This is a genomic window from Variovorax sp. J22G73, from assembly GCF_030317035.1.
Lineage (GTDB): Bacteria > Pseudomonadota > Gammaproteobacteria > Burkholderiales > Burkholderiaceae_C > Variovorax.
The window spans coordinates 82,169-98,340 of sequence record NZ_JASZYK010000018.1; the positions used below are offsets into that span (position 1 = coordinate 82,169).

A 16,172-nucleotide genomic window follows, 5' to 3' on the forward strand; every position below is an offset into this window, starting at 1 on the left:
TCAGCTCGCCTCGGTGCGTTCGGCGACGCGAAGGATGGCGCTGCGCGAGCGCGGGTTGCCGCGCACTTCGTCGTCGGACGGCTTGATGCGCTCCAGCGCGTTCAGCTTCATCACCTTGGGCGCGGCAAAGGGCGCGCGGCGGTCGTAGACCTCCTTGGAGTGCTTCGCGATGAACTGCTTCACGATGCGGTCTTCCAGCGAATGGAAGCTGATCACCGCGAGACGGCCGCCGGGCTTGAGCACGGAAAGGCTCGCTTCTAGCGCCTGTTGCAGCTCTTCAAGCTCGGCGTTGATGAAAATCCGAAAAGCCTGAAATGTGCGCGTTGCAGGGTTCTGGCCCTGCTCGCGGGTTTTGACCGTGCCAGCCACGAGCTCGGCCAGTTCGGTGGTGGTTGAAATTGGGCCCCGTTCTTGTCGGCGAGCAACAATCGCCTTTGCAACCTGAACAGCAAACCGTTCTTCGCCATAGTCACGGATCACCTCTGCAATCTGCTGGAGTTCGGCCGTTGCCAGCCATTCGGCCACGCTCTCGCCGCGCGTGGTGTCCATGCGCATGTCGAGCGGGCCGTCGAAACGAAAACTGAAACCGCGCACCGGGTTGTCGATCTGCGGCGAACTCACGCCCAGGTCCATCAACAAGCCGTCGACGCTCGCATCGGGCAGTTCGCCCAGCGAGCGGAATCCCTGGTGCCGGATGGAAAAACGCGCATCGGAGATGCGCGCTGCTTCGGCCACTGCTTCCGCATCCTTGTCGAATGCGATCAGCTTGCCCTGCGGCCCCAGCCTCGCGAGGATGGCGCGCGCGTGCCCTCCCCGCCCGAAGGTGGCGTCCACGTAGGTGCCGGCGGCATCCGTGCTGCCTGAAAGAAGAGCTTCCACCGCTTCGTTCAGCAAGACGGTCGTATGGGTCCATGGGGTGTTCACGTGAGTCCTCAGAACGCGAAGTCCTGAAACACATCCGGCATCTCGCCCTGGGTGGCCTCGGCCTCCTTGGCCTCGTAGGTGGCCTTGTCCCAGAGTTCGAAGTGGTTGCCCATGCCCAGCAGCAGCGTGTCACGCACGATGCCGGTGGCGGCGCGCAGTTCGGGAGAAACCAGGATGCGGCCGGTGCCGTCCATCTCGACGTCCATGGCGTTGCCCAGGAAGACGCGCTTCCACCACTGCGCCGACATCGGCAGCGCGGCAATGCGTTCGCGGAATTTTTCCCATTCGGGACGGGGGAACACCATGAGGCATCCGTGCGGATGCTTGGTGATCGTGAGCTGGCCGCCTGCCGTGGCGCTCAGGACGTCGCGATGCCGGGTCGGCACTGAGAGCCGCCCCTTGGCATCCAGACTGAGCGATGAAGCGCCTTGAAACACGACCACGAAACCCCTGTGTTGGGAGCTGCCGCAGCACCCGAAGGGGGCACTACCCGCACTTTCTCCCACTTAACTGCACTTTTTTGCACTGTAGCAGGAAACACTTAGGAAGCAACTGGCCGTTGGTGGTATTTTTTGTAATGGAATCAACGACTTAGCGCCGATTCCAAATGCATGGAATCGGCGAATTTCGTTGAGAATGAACTACTTAGCTCACGCAGTGAAAGTGATGCGTGAAGCATTGCCGCCGTTACAGGGGCAAGAGAAGCGGCTTCAGAGGATGAAGCGCGAGAGGTCTTCGTCGTGACTTAGTGCCGCAAGGCGCTGGTCGACGTAGGCGGCATCGATGCGGATCGATTGGCCTTCCAGGCGGGTCGCGTCGAAGCTTACCTCATCCAGCAAACGCTCCATCACGGTCGACAAACGGCGCGCGCCGATGTTCTCGGTGCGCTCGTTCACCTCGTACGCAATGGTGGCCAGGCGGTTCACGCCGTCGGGCGTGAATTCGAGCGTGACGCCCTCGGTGGCCAGCAGCGCCTGGTACTGCTTCACGAGCGACGCGCGCGTCTGCGTGAGGATGCTTTCGAAGTCGGCCACCGACAGCGACTGCAGCTCGACGCGAATCGGCATGCGGCCCTGCAGCTCGGGAATCAGGTCGCTGGGCTTGCTCAGGTGGAACGCACCGCTCGCAATGAACAGCATGTGGTCGGTGCGCACTACGCCGTACTTGGTGCTCACGGCCGTGCCCTCCACCAGCGGCAGCAGGTCGCGCTGCACGCCCTGGCGCGACACGTCGGAGCCCTGCGCGTCGCTGCGCGTGGCGACCTTGTCGATCTCGTCGATGAAGACGATGCCGTTCTGCTCGGCGTTGGTGATGGCCTGCGCGCGGATCTCTTCCTCGTTGATCAGCTTGCCCGCCTCTTCGTCGATCAGCAGGCGCATGGCCTCGCCGATCTTCAGCTTGCGCGTCTTGCGCTTGCCACCGCCCATCTGGCCGAACATGCCGCGCAGTTGCTCGGTCATTTCCTCCATGCCGGCCGGGCCCATGATTTCGAGCGGGGCGCGCGTCTCTGCCAGGTCGAGCTCGATCTCCTTGTCGTCGAGCTGGTGCTCGCGCAGCTTCTTGCGGAAGGCCTGGCGCGTGGGGTTGGGGCCGTCCAGCGCGGGCGTGGCGCCGTCGGCACCGCGCGCGGGCGGCAGCAGCACGTCGAGGATGCGTTCCTCGGCCGCGTCTTCGGCGCGCGCGCGCACCTTGACGCTTTCCGATTCACGCGTTTGCTTGACCGCGATTTCGGCAAGGTCGCGAATGATCGAATCGACGTCCTTGCCCACGTAGCCCACCTCGGTGAACTTGGTGGCCTCGACCTTGATGAAGGGCGCGTCCGCCAGGCGGGCCAGGCGGCGCGCGATCTCGGTCTTGCCCACGCCCGTGGGGCCGATCATGAGGATGTTCTTGGGCGTGATCTCGTGGCGCAGCTTTTCGTCGACCTGCTGGCGGCGCCAGCGGTTGCGCAGGGCGATGGCCACGGCGCGCTTGGCGGCCGGCTGCCCGACGATGTGGTTGTCGAGCTCGGAGACGATTTCCTGGGGGGTCATGGACATGGTCAGAGCGCTTCCACGGTGTGGTTCATGTTCGTGTAAATGCAGATTTCTCCGGCGATCGCCAGCGATTTGCGCACGATCTGCTCGGCCGAAAGATCGGTGTTGTCGATCAGCGCCTTGGCCGCCGACTGGGCGTAGGCACCGCCCGAGCCGATGGCGATCACGCCGTCTTCGGGCTCCAGCACATCGCCGTTGCCGGTGATGATGAGCGAGGTGGTGGCGTCGGCCACGGCCAGCATGGCCTCGAGCTTGCGCAGCACGCGGTCGGTGCGCCAGTCCTTGGTGAGCTCGACCGCCGCGCGGGTGAGGTGGCCCTGGTGCTTTTCGAGCTTGGCCTCGAAGCGCTCGAAGAGCGTGAACGCGTCGGCCGTGGCGCCGGCAAAGCCGGCGAGCACCTTGCCGTGATACAGCCGGCGCACTTTGCGCGCCGTGCCCTTGATGACGATATTGCCGAGAGTGACCTGCCCGTCCCCACCGATGGCGACCTGATCGCCTTGGGGGGTCTTGCGGCGCACGCTCACGATGGTGGTGCCGTGAAACTGTTCCATCGAAGCCACTTGGGGATGGCCACAGGCAATGCAACCCGCGCAAGGGCGGGCCGGGCCCTTAGTTTTTCCTAACCGCCACCGTGGCGTGATCGGCAATGCCTACCAGGTTGAACAGCGCGGCAATCAGGCGATGCGCATCCACGAACTGCACGCGCTCGCCGTTGGCGTCGCGCGCCCGCACCCAGCTCAGCAGCGTGCCGGCGGCAGCCAGGTCCATGCGCAGCAGCGCCGCGCACGAGATGACCGGCGCGGTGGTGTGGCGCAGGTCGTGGTCCAGCCGCTGCCAGTTCGACAGCGACTCGCCCCGCAGGTCGCCCGCCAGCGCGGCAAAGCCGCTGTCGGTGGACGGAAAGCTCTCCGAATCGCCGCCGACCGACAGCAGCGACCACACCGAGCTGTGCCGGTTCACCGCTGGCGCGGCCAGCGCGGTGCATTCGCCGCGCGGGTCCTGCCACGAAGGTGGCGACACCTCGTAGGTGATGCAGTAATTCAGCGCCACCAGCTCGAAGTCGTCGGGCAGGTGCATGAGCCGCAGCGCGGCCATGTGCAGCTGCCACCACACATCCTCGGTACTGCGATCGTTGTTGGGAGAGGCCTCGGCCAGCACGGCCAGCAGCTGGGCCGAGCCCATGAAGCGCAGTTGCACCGGCGAGTCGGACCAGTGGTTGAACAGCACGCGCAACGGCGCGGCGGCCTCGAGCTCGATGCCGCCCAGGCTGCGCCAGTCGAGCGTCCACACCGAGCCCGCCTTCGACAGCGCGCGCGTGAGCGCCACCAGCCCCTCGCGCGCCAGGCGCGGCGGGCTGGCCCAGTCGGCGTGGGCGTCGCCCTCGGCGGCGGCACCTGCCGCCTCTTCGCTGGCGGTCACGGCCTTGACGCTGCGGGCCAGCTCCTCGAGCGAGACCCAGTCGGGGCCCATGCGCCGCATGCGCTGGGCGTAGCGCATGCGGGCGGCCGCGAACTTGGCGGCGGCACCCGTGGCGCGGTAGAGATCGAACAAGGCACGCCAGCGGTCGTCGTCGCGCTCGGCCATCGAGGCGTGCTGGCCGTTCTCGGACTCGGGCGGCGCGCTCTCGGAGGCCAGCGCCTGCAGCAGGATAGCTTCCGCGCCGGTGTCGTCGCCGTGCGCGAAGCGGATCACCGCTTCTTCCAGGGCGCCGTCGTGCGAGAGGTGCGAAGAGGTCAGCGGCGTGCTGGCGGCGGCCGGTGTCGTGTCAGGCGATGAAACGGGTGCCGACACAGGCGCATCGGCTGGTCCGTGGGCCGCATGCGCAACGGTTTGAACCGAAGGCTGGGCCGCCGGCTGCCCTTCGGCCGCCTCGTCGTCGAGCACGGGCGGCAGCGTTTCGGCACCGGCGTCCGGCGGCGGGGTGGACAGCGCTTCGCCGTTCGGCCCGCGGCCCTTCCACCACTGCTGGGACATCTGCTCTTCGATCTCGTCGATCTTCTTGAGCGTGAGCGCGCGGCCTTCCTGCTTGCCGGAAGAACTGTTGACGTTGAACGACGACGGCGTCACCGTGCCGTCGAAGGCGTGCGCGGCGGCTTCGCGCTGGCGCAGCTTGCGCAGCATGTCGAACTCGCGCCGGCGCACGAAGTCGTTGCGCTGGCGCCGCTCGATCATTTCCTTCAGCATCTCGCGGCTGTAGGTCTGGTCGGGCAGCGAGGAATCGGACGCGGCCGGCGCGTCGAGCTCCGACCAATCCTTCAGGGGATTGCGAACAAACTTGGCCACCTTCGAAAAAAGGCGGCCCGATTCTTCCTTGGCCATGCGGTGAAGACTATCGAACGGAAAGTGTCCCGGGGGTGCTCTCGGTCAATCCCCGAACATCTTCTGCTTGAGCTCGCGGCGCTGCTGCGCTTCGAGCGACAGCGTGGCCGTCGGGCGGGCCAGCAGGCGGCCCACGCCGATGGGTTCGCCGGTTTCGTCGCAGTAGCCGTAGTCGCCGGCGTCGATGCGCTGGATCGACTGCTCGATCTTCTTCAGCAGCTTGCGTTCGCGGTCGCGCGTGCGCAGCTCGAGGGCGTGTTCTTCCTCGATGGTGGCGCGGTCGGCCGGGTCGGGCACGACCACGGTGTCTTCACGCAGGTGCTCGGTGGTCTCGCCGGCGTTTTCCAGGATGCCGCGCTTGAGTTCGGCGAGCTTCAGGCGAAAGAACGCCATCTGCTTGTCGTTCATGTACTCGTCGTCGGGCATCGCGATGACTTCGGCGTCGCTCAGCTCGGCGGGCGTCTTGGTCTTCCAGTTGTTGGCCAGCTTCGGGTCTTTCTTGACGGCCAGGGGCGGCGGCGGCACCAGCGCGGTGGACGGCGCCTGCGAGAAGCTGGATTTGGCGGCCGTCGACGCCACGGATTGCGGCATCGAGGGGACGGTCAATTGCGACAGCCGGGACACGCGGCCACCACGCGCGGGAGCGGGCGTGGCGGTTTGAGCGGGCATCGAGGGTGTCGCCGGGGCGGAAGTGGAGGCGGCAGCCGTTTTTTTCATGGGACTCGAGGGGACGGAAGTAACGGCAGCAGGGCGGCCGACGGGTTTGGATGACGAGGCGCCCGCGCCTGCGGTCTTGGTCGCAGCAGTGGCAGGCTTGGCGGACTTCTTTGCAGCGGTCTCGGCCTTGGCCGGGGCTGCTGCGGGCTTTTTGGATGCGCTTTTCTCCTTCGCGGGGGAGTCATGTGCAGCGGCGGAAACCTTTTTTGCCGCAGGTACAGCCTGCTTCGCAGCCGGCGCCTTCGTTGCGGCGGGCTTGGTTGCTGGCGTGGCCTTGGCGGCGGGTTTCTTCACGGTGACTGGCTCCTTTGACGAACTGGAACGCGCTTTCACTGGGTGTCTCCTCCCATGGAGACCCTGCGGCTTTCAGGCCGCGCGATGTCTCCGTTGTCGGGGTGCCCGCCAGTGACGAACCCCGGGGTTATACCCCCGAAAGCCCGCCAGAAACGTGCGGCGCCCCGTGCCGGAAGTCACATCTTGTCCATGGGGACGAGGAGTGGCTGCCGGAACAGGCGCGCGATTGTATAGAGAACTCGGCAGCGCGGGCGATGTGCGTGCGCCGCGGCCGGCGCCGCCGGCAACTCCGTTAGCATCGCCCGGCGTTGTCGAGGGGGCAACGCGGGTCCGCGCCCTGTCCTGCTTTGTCCGTACGGCGGCGGGGGCCTATCCGATCATTCGACACAAGAGAGAGAAAAACCTTGAGCAATAAAGCAGTTCTGGGAGTGGGTGCATTGGCCGCGGCCATCGCGGTGGCCTACGGCGGCAGCACCTGGTACGCCGGGTCGCAGATCAAGTCGCGCTACGACACCGCGCTGGACGAGTTGCCGAAGCAGACCGCGCTGGTGCGCGTGACCGACCGCCAATACGAGCGCGGCTTCTTCGGCGCCGTGAGCACCGTGACCCTGGAGATCGGCTGCGCGCCGGACGCCACGGCCGCGGCCACGCCTGCCGCGCCGACCCCGCCCGCCGAGGGTGAAGAAGCCGAAGCCGACGAGGAAGCCGAAGCGCAGGCAGACGCCACGCCGCCCAAGCCGCTGCGCTTCACCATCCGCGACACCATCCACCACGGCCCGATCGCCGGCGGCTCGCTGGCCGCGGCCACCATCGACAGCGAACTGGTGCTCGACGCCAAGACCCAGGCCGACGCGAAGAAGCTCTTCGGCGATGCCAAGCCCCTGAGCGCGCGCACCCAGGTCGGCTTCGGCGGCGCCTTCACCACCGACATGACCGTGGCGCCGGCCAAGCTCACCGAAGCCGGCAAGGGCCAGTTCGCCTGGCAGGGCGCGCAGATGCGCATGGACGTGAACGCCGCGCGCACCCAGGTGCGCTACGACCTGGCCATGCCCGGCCTGGACTTCAGCGACGCCCGCACCGGCACCACCCTGAAGATGGGCAAGCTCACCGCCAAAGCCGACATGGACAGCAGCGCCGGCTGGTTCCTGGCCACCGGCAAGACCGAGGGCAAGCTCGACACGCTGGAGCTCGTCGTGAAGAAGACCGGCGGCCCGCTGGGCGCCGCCGCCGTGCCGGCCGACACCCCGCCCAAGTTGGTGACCACCGTGCTGCTGCAGGGCCTGGACATGCTCGGCGAAGCCACCATCAAGGACGGTCTCTATGCCTCCAGCGGCACCGTCAAGGGCAACGGCACCATCGGCGCGACCAAGATCGACAAGTTCGAGCTGACCAGCAGCGCGCGGCGCATCCAGGCCGCCGGCTACAAGAAGCTGGCCGACGCGTGGATGCAGTCCAGCGCCGTCAACGGCTGCGGCAAGGGCGGCAGCAAGGCATCGCAGGCCGCGATGCAGGCGCTGGCCGACCAGCTCGCGCCCGACCTGAAGGCCATGGCCAAGTTCAGCCCCGAGGCCGGCGTCGACAAGATGGTCGTCGAGATCGACGGCAAGCGCGGTGAAATCAGCTACATGGCCGGCATGGCCGGCGTGACCGACGAAGACCTGCAACTGCCCGGCACCGCCCTGCTCATGAAGCGCGGCGCGCTCAAGGCCAACGCCCGCCTGCCCATGAAGTGGCTCGAGAAGCTCGCCGAAACCGGCGCCGAGAGCGGCCAGACGCCCCCGCCCGAAATGGTGGCGGGCCTGGTCGAGCAAGGCGAGGAAAAGGGCTTCGTGAAGCGCGAAGGCGACGACGTGACCGCCCAGGTCGAGTACAGCGACGGCAGCCTGAAGATCAACGGCAAGCCGATGGGCGCGCCGGGCCGGTAATTTCTTCAAGCAACGCACGACGCCTTGAATGCAAAAAGGGCGCCGACCTCGCGGTCGGCGCCCTTTTTTTGATTTCAACGAGGCCGCCGGCTCACACCAGGCACTGCTCCAGCCCCTGCTCCAGGATTTCGCGCGGCAGCTCGATGCCGATGAACACCATGCGGCTCTGGCGCGCCTCGTCCTGGCCCCATTCCGGGCCCAGGTCGCTGCCCATCAGCTGGTGCACGCCCTGGAAGATCACCTTGCGCTCGGTGCCCTTCATGTTCAGCACGCCCTTGTAGCGCAGCATGCGCGGGCCGTAGATGTTCACGATCGCGCCCAGGAAGTCTTCCAGCTTGGCCGGGTCGAAGGGGCGGTCGGCCTTGTAGACGAAGCTCTTCACGTCGTCGTCGGTGTGGTGGTGGTGGCCGTGGCCCTCGTGCTTGTGGGAGGGGTGGTCGCAGGCCTCGCCATGCGCATGGTCATGGTCGTGATGCTCGTGGCCGTGGTCGTCTTCCTTCAGGAAGTCGGGGTCGATGTCCAGCTTGGCGTTCAGGTTGAAGCCGCGCAGGTCGAAGATGTCCTTCAGCGGCACGTCGCCGAAGTGCGCCTTCTGCTGCGGCGCGCGCGGGTTCATGTGCTTCAGGCGGTGGATGAGCGCCTCGGTTTCCTCGGCCGACACCAGCTCGCTCTTGCTGATGAAGATCTGGTCGGCAAAGCCCACCTGGCGGCGCGCTTCCTGGCGGTCGTTGAGCTGCTGCGGCGCGTGCTTGGCGTCCACCAGCGTGAGGATCGAGTCGAGCAGGTAGCTCTCGGCGATCTCGTCGTCCATGAAGAAGGTCTGCGCCACCGGGCCGGGGTCGGCCAGGCCGGTGGTCTCGATCACCACGCGGTCGAAGTCCAGCAGGCCCTGGCGCTTCTTGGCGGCCAGCAGCTGCAGCGCTTCGCGCAGGTCTTCGCGGATGGTGCAGCACACGCAGCCGTTGCTCATCTGCACGATCTGCTCCTTCGACTCCGTCACCAGGATGTCGCTGTCGATGTTCTCCTCGCCGAACTCGTTCTCGATGACCGCGATCTTCTGGCCGTGGGCTTCGGTCAGGATGCGTTTGAGCAGGGTGGTCTTGCCCGAGCCGAGAAAGCCGGTGAGGATGGTCGCGGGAATGAGGGCCATGGGGAAAGTGCTCCGGAAGCGGAAAACAGGAAAAAGGGGCGAAAAGCAGACGTGGCGGGCAGTTTAGCCAATGCCACTGAGTTGCGTTGCCGAAGGGGTCAACGCGATGTTGGCGCCAGCGGTTTCAGGCCGGCTTCCTGACCACCACCAGCCCCTTGAGGTACTCGCCCTCCGGGAATTCGATGGTCATCGGGTGGTCCGGCGCCGCGCCCAGGCGCTCGCTGATGTAGCCGTCCACGCCCGCGTCCAGCCCCGCCGAGGCCACGATCTTGTGGAACAGGTCGGCGCCGATGCCGCCCGAGCAAGAGAAAGTGAGCAGCACGCCGCCCGGCTCCAGCAGCTTGAGCGCCAGCCGGTTGATGTCCTTGTAGGCCCGTGCGGCGCGCTCGGCGTGCGCCACCGTGGGCGCGAACTTGGGCGGGTCGAGCACGATGGCGTCGAAGGTGCGGCCCTGGTCGATGAACTCGCGCAGCAGCGTGTTGACGTTGGCGTCCAGAAACTCCGTCTTCGCGCCCGAACCCGCATCGCCTTGACCTTCACCTTCACCTTCACCTTCACCTTGACCGCCGCCGAAGCCGTTCAGCGCCACGTTCGCGCGCGCCAGGTTCAGCGCCGGCAGCGACGAATCGACCGACACCAGCTCGGCGCCCTCCAGCGCGCCCGCGGCCTTCAGCCCCGCCAGCGCCGCCACCGTGAAGCCGCCCGTGTAGCAGAAGCAGTTCAGCACGCGCCTGAAGCGCCGGTGCTGCGCCAGCTCCGCGAAGCGCTGGCGGCTGTCGCGCTGGTCGAGGTAGAAGCCGGTCTTGTGGCCGGTCGCGATGTTCAGCGACAGCTGCCAGTCGTGCTCGCGGATGGTGATGTCGGTCGCGCCCTCGCCGCGCAGCCAGCCCGTGATCGGTTTCAGCCCTTCGCGCTCGCGCCCGCTGGCGTCGGAGCGCTCGTAGAGCTTGCCGAGGCCGGTGGCCGCGAGCAGCGCGTCGGCCAGCGCGTCTTTCCAGCGCTCCACGCCGGCGGACAGGAACTGCGCCACCAATGTGTCGCCATAACGGTCGACGATGAGCCCCGGCAGCCCGTCGGCCTCCCCGTGAATCACGCGCACGCCGTCGCTCTGCAGGTCGAACAGGCCGCGGGCCTTCACGGCGCGCACGCACACCGAGGCCAGGAAGGCCGCGTCGATGCGCTGCGTTTCCACGAAGCTCCAGGCCCGCGCGCGGATCTTGGAAGCCGGGCTGAAAGAAGCCCAGGCCAGGAAGGCGCCGTCGTGCGACTCCACGCGCACCGTCTCGCCCGGATCGGCGGCGCCGCGTGCGATGGCGGACTCGAAGATCCAGGGGTGGCGGCGCTGCAGCGAGCGCTCCTTGCCGGGTTTGAGGCGAAGGGTTTTCATGTGTTTATTTGTCTTTGTCTTCGCGAGATTTCGCTCTCGGGTGGGCCTGGTCATAGACCTTGGCCAGGTGCTGGAAATCCAGCCGCGTATAGACCTGCGTGGTCGTGATGCTCGCGTGCCCCAGCAGCTCCTGCACCGCGCGCAGGTCGCTGCTCGACTGCAGCACGTGGCTGGCGAACGAATGGCGCAGCATGTGCGGGTGCACCGGCGCGGCCAGCCCCGCCTTCAGGCTGCGCTCGCGCAGCAGCTTCCACACCGCCTGCGACGTCATGCGCACGCCCTTGGCGCTGATGAAAAGCGCGGCCGCCGCCTGCGGGTCGCGCACCTGGGCCACGGTGATGGCGGCGCACTCGCCGCGCACCGCGAGCCAGTCGCGCACGGCTTCGGCCGCCTTGCTGCCCAGCGGCACGATGCGGCGCTTGCTGCCCTTGCCGAGCACATTGGCCTCGGCTGCGTCCAGGTCGATCCAGCCGCGCGCGGTGCCGCTGGGCTGGGCGTCGAGCCCCGTGAGCTCGCTCACGCGCAGGCCGCAGCCGTACAGCACCTCGACGATGGCGCCATCGCGCGCCTCGGTCCAGGGGTCGGCCTCGGGGTCGTACAGCTCGGCCAGGCGCACCGCGTCGTCCACGCCCAGCGCCTTGGGCAGCGGCCTGCCGGCCTTGGGGGCGTGCACGTCCTGCACCGGGTTGAAGCCGATCAGGCCCTCGTGGCCCAGCCAGCGGTAGAAGCTGCGCCAGCACGACAGCACCAGCGCAATGCCGCGCGGCTCGCGCCCGGCGCTGTGCAGCTGCGCCATCCAGCGGCGAACGTGCGCGGCCTGCACGCGGTCCAGCGACAGCTTCGCCTCAGCGGCGTTGTCGGTCAGCGCCTTCAGGTGAAAGGAATACAGCTCCAGCGTGCGTGCCGCAAGGCGGCGCTCCACGCGCACATGCGCGAGGTACTTGTCGATCCAGCCCGAATCGGCTGGCGGCGCGGCTTCAGAAGAGGAATCCACGGAAGGCATTGTTCACGATGGCCGCCGGCTCGCGCAATGCGCCCTTCGACAACGGCCCCAGCGCGTTCCAGCACGAAGTGGGGGCGGCCGCGTACTGCACGTCGAAGCTGCGGTCGAAGCCGCTCATCTTCACCAGCCGCTGCACGCGCCACAAATGAAAGGGCTCCGACACGATCACCACGCTGCGCACGCCGGCCACCTGCAACAGCGGGAGCGACAGCGACAGGTTCTGCCGCGTCGAGGTGGAGGCCGGCTCCTGCAGCATCGGGCCGGCGAAGCCCTCGGCCACGGCGCGCTCCTGCATCACCTTGGCCTCGATGCGGCCGTCTTCCGAATCCACGCCGCCGGTGAAGGCCAGCAGCTTGACGGTGCCGGCATGGGCCAGCGCCACCGCCGTATCGACCCGGCCCGACAGGCACGGGTGCGGCTTGCCGTCCAGGTAGGCGCGGCTGCCCAGCACCAGCGCCGCATCGGCCGGGCGCTGCGGCGGGTTCGCCAGCAGCGCTTCGGCCTGCCACCACACGAAGGCCCCGAGGGCGGCATACGCCAGCACCCCGCCCGTCAGCACGACCGCCAGCAGCACCTGCCAGCGCCGGCGCAACCCGCGCGGACGCGTCAAGGACGCAGCCGCGACAGTCCGCCCGAGGCCAGCTCGGCGATGCGCTCCAGAAAGTCGGTGCCCATCTCGGCGTTGAAGCGCTGCGCGTCGGGCGACGCCAGCACCAGCATGCCGAAGGCCGGCGACTCGGGGTCGGCGCGCAGCGGAATCAGCGCGATCGACATGGCCGACTGCGGCTCGGGCAGCCAGTTGGCCGCCTCGAAGCCCGCGTTGAGGCCGCAGTACGGAGAGGTCAGCGAGGTGGCCAGCGCCTTCACGTCGTCGCTCACCCACTGGGCGTAGGCCTCGTTCAGGTATTCGCTGCTGCAGTCCCACACCTTGATGGCCGTTTGCGGCACCAGGAACAGCGACTGCAGGTCGACCGCGATGCGGTACGGCAGGCTGCGCGGGTCGCGCGTGGTCAACAGGCCCTTGGTCCAGCGCTGCAGGCGGTCGGCGATGACCACGTTCTCGGTGCCGTGGCGCACCATGTCCATCAGGCGGTGCTCCAGCGCCTTGATCTTCTCGCGCAGCATCTCGGCCTGGCGCTCCTGCAGGCTCACGGCGCGGTTGCCATGCGGGCTGGTGAGCTGCACCTGCGCCAGCAACTGGGCATGGCGCTCGAAGAAGTCGGGGGTGTTCGCCAGGTAGTTGGCGATGTCGTCCTCGGTGATCGGATTCATGGCGTTGGCGTCGTTGTTGTTGTGGGAGGAAGTCATGTCAGATCGGGAACCTCGATGTCGCCTTCGAAAACCGTCGTGGCCGGCCCGGTCATCAGCACCGGCTGACCCTCGCCCTGCCATTCGATCGTGAGAATGCCGCCGTGCGTCTGCACGTCGACCCTGCGCTCCAGCAGCCCCAGCCGTATGCCCGCCACCACCGCCGCGCAGGCGCCCGTGCCGCAGGCCAGCGTTTCGCCGGCGCCGCGCTCGAACACCCGCAACTTGATGTGCGTGCGGTCGACCACCTGCATGAAGCCCGCGTTCACCCGCTGCGGAAAGCGCGGGTGGTGCTCGATCTGCGGGCCCTGCTCGGCCACCGGCGCGGTGTCGACGTTGTCCACCACCTGCACCGCGTGCGGGTTGCCCATCGACAGCACCGCCACCGAGACGATGGCGCTGCCGGCATGCGTGCCCAGCGCCAGGTGCCACTTTTCCCACGCGCCGTCGGGCTGCGGGCTGAGCCCGGCGGGGTCGAAGGGCACGCGCGCGGGCTCGAACACCGGGGCGCCCATGTCGACCGTCACGCGGCCGTCGGCGCCCAGGCGCGGCTCGATCACGCCGGCCAGCGTCTGCACGCGCACCGTGTCCTTGGCCGTGAGCTTGTGTTCGCTGACGAAGCGCATGAAGCAGCGCGCGCCGTTGCCGCACTGCTCCACCTCGCCGCCGTCGGCGTTGTGGATCACGTATTGAAAGTCGATGCCTTCCGAAGGCGATGGCCGCACGGTCAGGATCTGGTCGGCGCCGACGCCGAAATGGCGGTCGGCCAGAAAGCGGTATTGCGCGGCGCTGAGGCCCAGCGTGCCGCGTGTTTCGTCCAGCACGACGAAGTCGTTGCCGGCCCCCTGCATCTTGGTAAAGCGGATTCGCATCCCGGGATTATCGCCACCGGCACCGCCCCTTACGATCGCAGGCCCAAATGAAACCACGGGGGAGAGGCCTGCGAATGAACCACTGGAAAGCACTGGAACCGCTGATCGTCGAGGACGCCCTGCGCGCCTTGCGCGCCCTGATGCAGGAAAACCCCGACGAGCGCTTCTACGTGGCCGCCTTCCACGGCGTGTACCGCGAGTGCGACGGCATCATCGCCCTGCCCTCGCTGGGCGCCAACACCGTGTCCGCGCGCGAGGACGAAGCGCGCGCTTCCATCGACTTCTGGGACGCCGACTGGAACCCGGCCGACTGGGCGCACGAGCTGGTCGAGTTCGAGAGCGACGCGCTCAAGGAAGCCGCCGACGCGGCCGACCAGGCCGCCCGCCAGGGCTCGCGCGCCGACTGGCTGCAGGCCGAGAAGGACTGCTTCGACATGCTGGTGTCGGCGGCGCACAAGGTGCGCCAGGCGCTCGGCGATTCAGTCAGCGATTCGCTCCAGCTCACGCCCGACTTCGTCATGTTCGTGAACGACGAGGAATACGCCACCGCCCTGGCCCGCCGCTGCCTCGGCGACGCCACCTTCGAGCGCCTGTTCGAAAAAGACGCCCGCGACGACCGCGAACGCACCCGCGTGGCCGCGCTGCCCGTGGCCGAGCGCGTCGAGTTCCTGGTCACCTGCCTGGACCGCCCGAACGGCTCCATCGGCGCCGAGGAGGCCTGCGACCAGCTCTGCGCCATTGGCGCGCCGGCCGTGCCCGCGCTGCTCGCGCGCCTGGAAAACGGCAAGCGCAAGAGCCCCCGCGGCTGGCACGCCGCCCTGATGCTCGGGCGCATCGGCGTGGCCACGCCCGAGGTGCTGGACGCGCTGAAGACGCAAATGGCGGCCTCCCGCGACGAACCCGGACGCGCCTGGGCCGCGCGGGCGCTGGCCTACCTGGGCCAGAGCGACTGGTTGCTGGCGCAGCTGAAAAAGGTGATGCAAGAGCCTCAAGACGGCGACAACCTGCCCGACGCCGCCAGGATGGCCATCGAAGGCCTGTGCGCGCCCTGCTCGTCGTTTCGCGACCCGACGCCGCTGCCGCTGGACTACCGCCCGTTGGAGGCGTTGCTCGCGGCGCCGCCGGCCACCGTCGCCCTTGTGCGCGAGATCCTGCGGCCCGGCAGCAGCTACTGCGAACTGCGCCCGGGCGAGGTCGACGAGGCGCTGCGCGGCCTGGCTTCGCCGCACGCCTTCATTCGCCTGCACGCGGCCAGCCTGTGCGGGGAGCGCGGGCTGGGCAGCGCCATCGGCCAGCGCGTGCTGCCCGTGCTGGCCGAACGCGCCGCGCAAGACGACGACGCCGACGTGCGATGGACGGCCGTCACGGGCATCGGCGACTGGAAAGTCGAAGGGAAACCCTGGCACGCCGCGCTCGAAGAGGCCGCGCGGAACGACGCCAGCGAGCGCGTGCGCACCGCCGCGCAGTCGGTGCTCGACGGCGACGATTGAAGTTCAGGTTTGAAATTCAGGCTTGAGATTCAGGCCTGAGGTTCAGCCCGCGCGCAGCTTGTCCAGCGCCCGGTCCAGGAAGCCCAGCCGGTCTTGCCCCCAGAAGCGCTCGCCGTTCAGCAGGAACGTGGGCGAGCCGAACACGCCCGCCTCCACCGCCTCGGCGCTGTTCACGCGGTACGCCGCCAGCACCTCGGCCGACTGCTCCATCGCCTGCAGCGAGGCGCCGTCGTAGCCGTTCTCGATGGCCACGGCAATGCGCACGTCGGCCTGCGCGGTGTCGCGCTCTTCCGCCCACAGCGCGCGCAGCAGTGCATGCGACAGCGGCTGCGCGTCGAGCCCGCGCAGCTGCGCGGCGATCACCATCCAGCCCGGGTACTTGTTCCAGTTCGGGTCGGCGGGCGCGCCCTTGGGGTAGTGCGCGGGCGCCAGGTTCATCGGCATGCCGAGGTACTCGCTCCAGCGCGCCAGCTCCAGCGCGTGGTACGTGCGGCGCGGCTCGGGGCGCGTCTTCAGCGGAATGCCGCCGGTCTGCGGCACCACCGACTGGAAGTCGTAGGGCTTGAGCACGAGCCGCACATGGTGGCGGCGCACGATGTCCTGCAGCCGCGGGCCGCCGAGGTAGGCCCAGGGGGAGGAGAGGCTGTAGTAGCAGTCGAGGGCGATCATGGGCGGATTATTTGCGGCGCTCACGCGCCTGCCATGTCAGCCGCGAGCCCAAGTTTTGCTCCCTCCCCTCCCGGGGGA

The 16,172-nt window shown here is 68.1% G+C and carries 15 protein-coding genes; 2 read left to right on the plus strand and 13 right to left on the minus strand.

The window, feature by feature from the left end; genetic code table 11:
• The 6 genes from rsmH to dksA form a co-directional block, all read right to left on the minus strand.
• Positions 1–924: a 16S rRNA (cytosine(1402)-N(4))-methyltransferase RsmH gene (gene rsmH, locus QTI51_RS35755; protein ID WP_286517966.1), complete on the minus strand. Its 924-nt coding sequence runs from the start codon at positions 922–924 to the stop codon at positions 1–3.
• Between the two features lie 8 nt (positions 925–932).
• On the minus strand, positions 933–1,361 hold the full coding sequence (gene mraZ / locus QTI51_RS35760; protein ID WP_012746060.1) for a division/cell wall cluster transcriptional repressor MraZ: 429 nt from the start codon (positions 1,359–1,361) through the stop codon (positions 933–935).
• Between the two features lie 273 nt (positions 1,362–1,634).
• The gene (hslU, locus tag QTI51_RS35765; protein WP_286517965.1) at positions 1,635–2,963 is read right to left on the minus strand and encodes an ATP-dependent protease ATPase subunit HslU; all 1,329 of its coding nucleotides are present in this window, start codon (positions 2,961–2,963) and stop codon (positions 1,635–1,637) included.
• Between the two features lie 2 nt (positions 2,964–2,965).
• Entirely contained in the window at positions 2,966–3,511 is a 546-nt protein-coding gene (gene hslV, locus QTI51_RS35770; RefSeq protein ID WP_042578379.1) for an ATP-dependent protease subunit HslV, read from the minus strand.
• A 58-nt stretch (positions 3,512–3,569) separates the two neighbouring features.
• Positions 3,570–5,279: an STAS domain-containing protein gene (locus QTI51_RS35775; protein WP_286517961.1), complete on the minus strand. Its 1,710-nt coding sequence runs from the start codon at positions 5,277–5,279 to the stop codon at positions 3,570–3,572.
• A gap of 45 nt (positions 5,280–5,324) precedes the next feature.
• Positions 5,325–6,290, minus strand: a complete 966-nt coding sequence (gene dksA / locus QTI51_RS35780) for an RNA polymerase-binding protein DksA (protein WP_286517960.1) — start codon at positions 6,288–6,290, stop codon at positions 5,325–5,327.
• A gap of 404 nt (positions 6,291–6,694) precedes the next feature.
• On the opposite strand from dksA, the gene QTI51_RS35785 reads away from it, so the two are divergent.
• The gene (locus tag QTI51_RS35785) at positions 6,695–8,215 is read left to right on the plus strand and encodes a YdgA family protein (protein ID WP_286517958.1); all 1,521 of its coding nucleotides are present in this window, start codon (positions 6,695–6,697) and stop codon (positions 8,213–8,215) included.
• A gap of 91 nt (positions 8,216–8,306) precedes the next feature.
• Here the strand turns inward: QTI51_RS35785 and QTI51_RS35790 are convergent, their stop codons facing one another.
• The 6 genes from QTI51_RS35790 to dapF form a co-directional block, all read right to left on the minus strand.
• Positions 8,307–9,365 carry a CobW family GTP-binding protein gene (locus tag QTI51_RS35790; RefSeq protein WP_286517957.1) on the minus strand — a complete coding sequence of 353 codons (1,059 nt, stop codon included), beginning with the start codon at positions 9,363–9,365 and terminating at the stop codon, positions 8,307–8,309.
• A gap of 124 nt (positions 9,366–9,489) precedes the next feature.
• Positions 9,490–10,752 carry a class I SAM-dependent rRNA methyltransferase gene (locus QTI51_RS35795; protein WP_286517956.1) on the minus strand — a complete coding sequence of 421 codons (1,263 nt, stop codon included), beginning with the start codon at positions 10,750–10,752 and terminating at the stop codon, positions 9,490–9,492.
• A gap of 4 nt (positions 10,753–10,756) precedes the next feature.
• A complete protein-coding gene (locus tag QTI51_RS35800) occupies positions 10,757–11,755 on the minus strand; it encodes a tyrosine recombinase XerC (RefSeq protein ID WP_503011575.1) in 999 nt (332 codons plus the stop codon).
• Positions 11,730–12,365, minus strand: coding sequence for a YdcF family protein (locus QTI51_RS35805; protein WP_116910580.1), 636 nt, complete (start codon positions 12,363–12,365; stop codon positions 11,730–11,732). Before QTI51_RS35805 ends, QTI51_RS35800 begins: the two co-directional genes overlap by 26 nt.
• A complete protein-coding gene (locus QTI51_RS35810; protein WP_286517953.1) occupies positions 12,362–13,063 on the minus strand; it encodes a DUF484 family protein in 702 nt (233 codons plus the stop codon). Before QTI51_RS35810 ends, QTI51_RS35805 begins: the two co-directional genes overlap by 4 nt.
• Positions 13,060–13,935: a diaminopimelate epimerase gene (dapF, locus tag QTI51_RS35815; protein WP_286517952.1), complete on the minus strand. Its 876-nt coding sequence runs from the start codon at positions 13,933–13,935 to the stop codon at positions 13,060–13,062. The genes QTI51_RS35810 and dapF overlap by 4 nt, the downstream gene beginning before the upstream one ends.
• A 74-nt stretch (positions 13,936–14,009) precedes the next feature.
• On the opposite strand from dapF, the gene QTI51_RS35820 reads away from it, so the two are divergent.
• Positions 14,010–15,425, plus strand: a complete 1,416-nt coding sequence (locus QTI51_RS35820; RefSeq protein WP_286517951.1) for a HEAT repeat domain-containing protein — start codon at positions 14,010–14,012, stop codon at positions 15,423–15,425.
• 42 nt (positions 15,426–15,467) lie between these two features.
• Here the strand turns inward: QTI51_RS35820 and QTI51_RS35825 are convergent, their stop codons facing one another.
• Entirely contained in the window at positions 15,468–16,094 is a 627-nt protein-coding gene (locus tag QTI51_RS35825) for a 2-hydroxychromene-2-carboxylate isomerase (RefSeq protein ID WP_116910584.1), read from the minus strand.
• Positions 16,095–16,172: the final 78 nt, after the last annotated feature.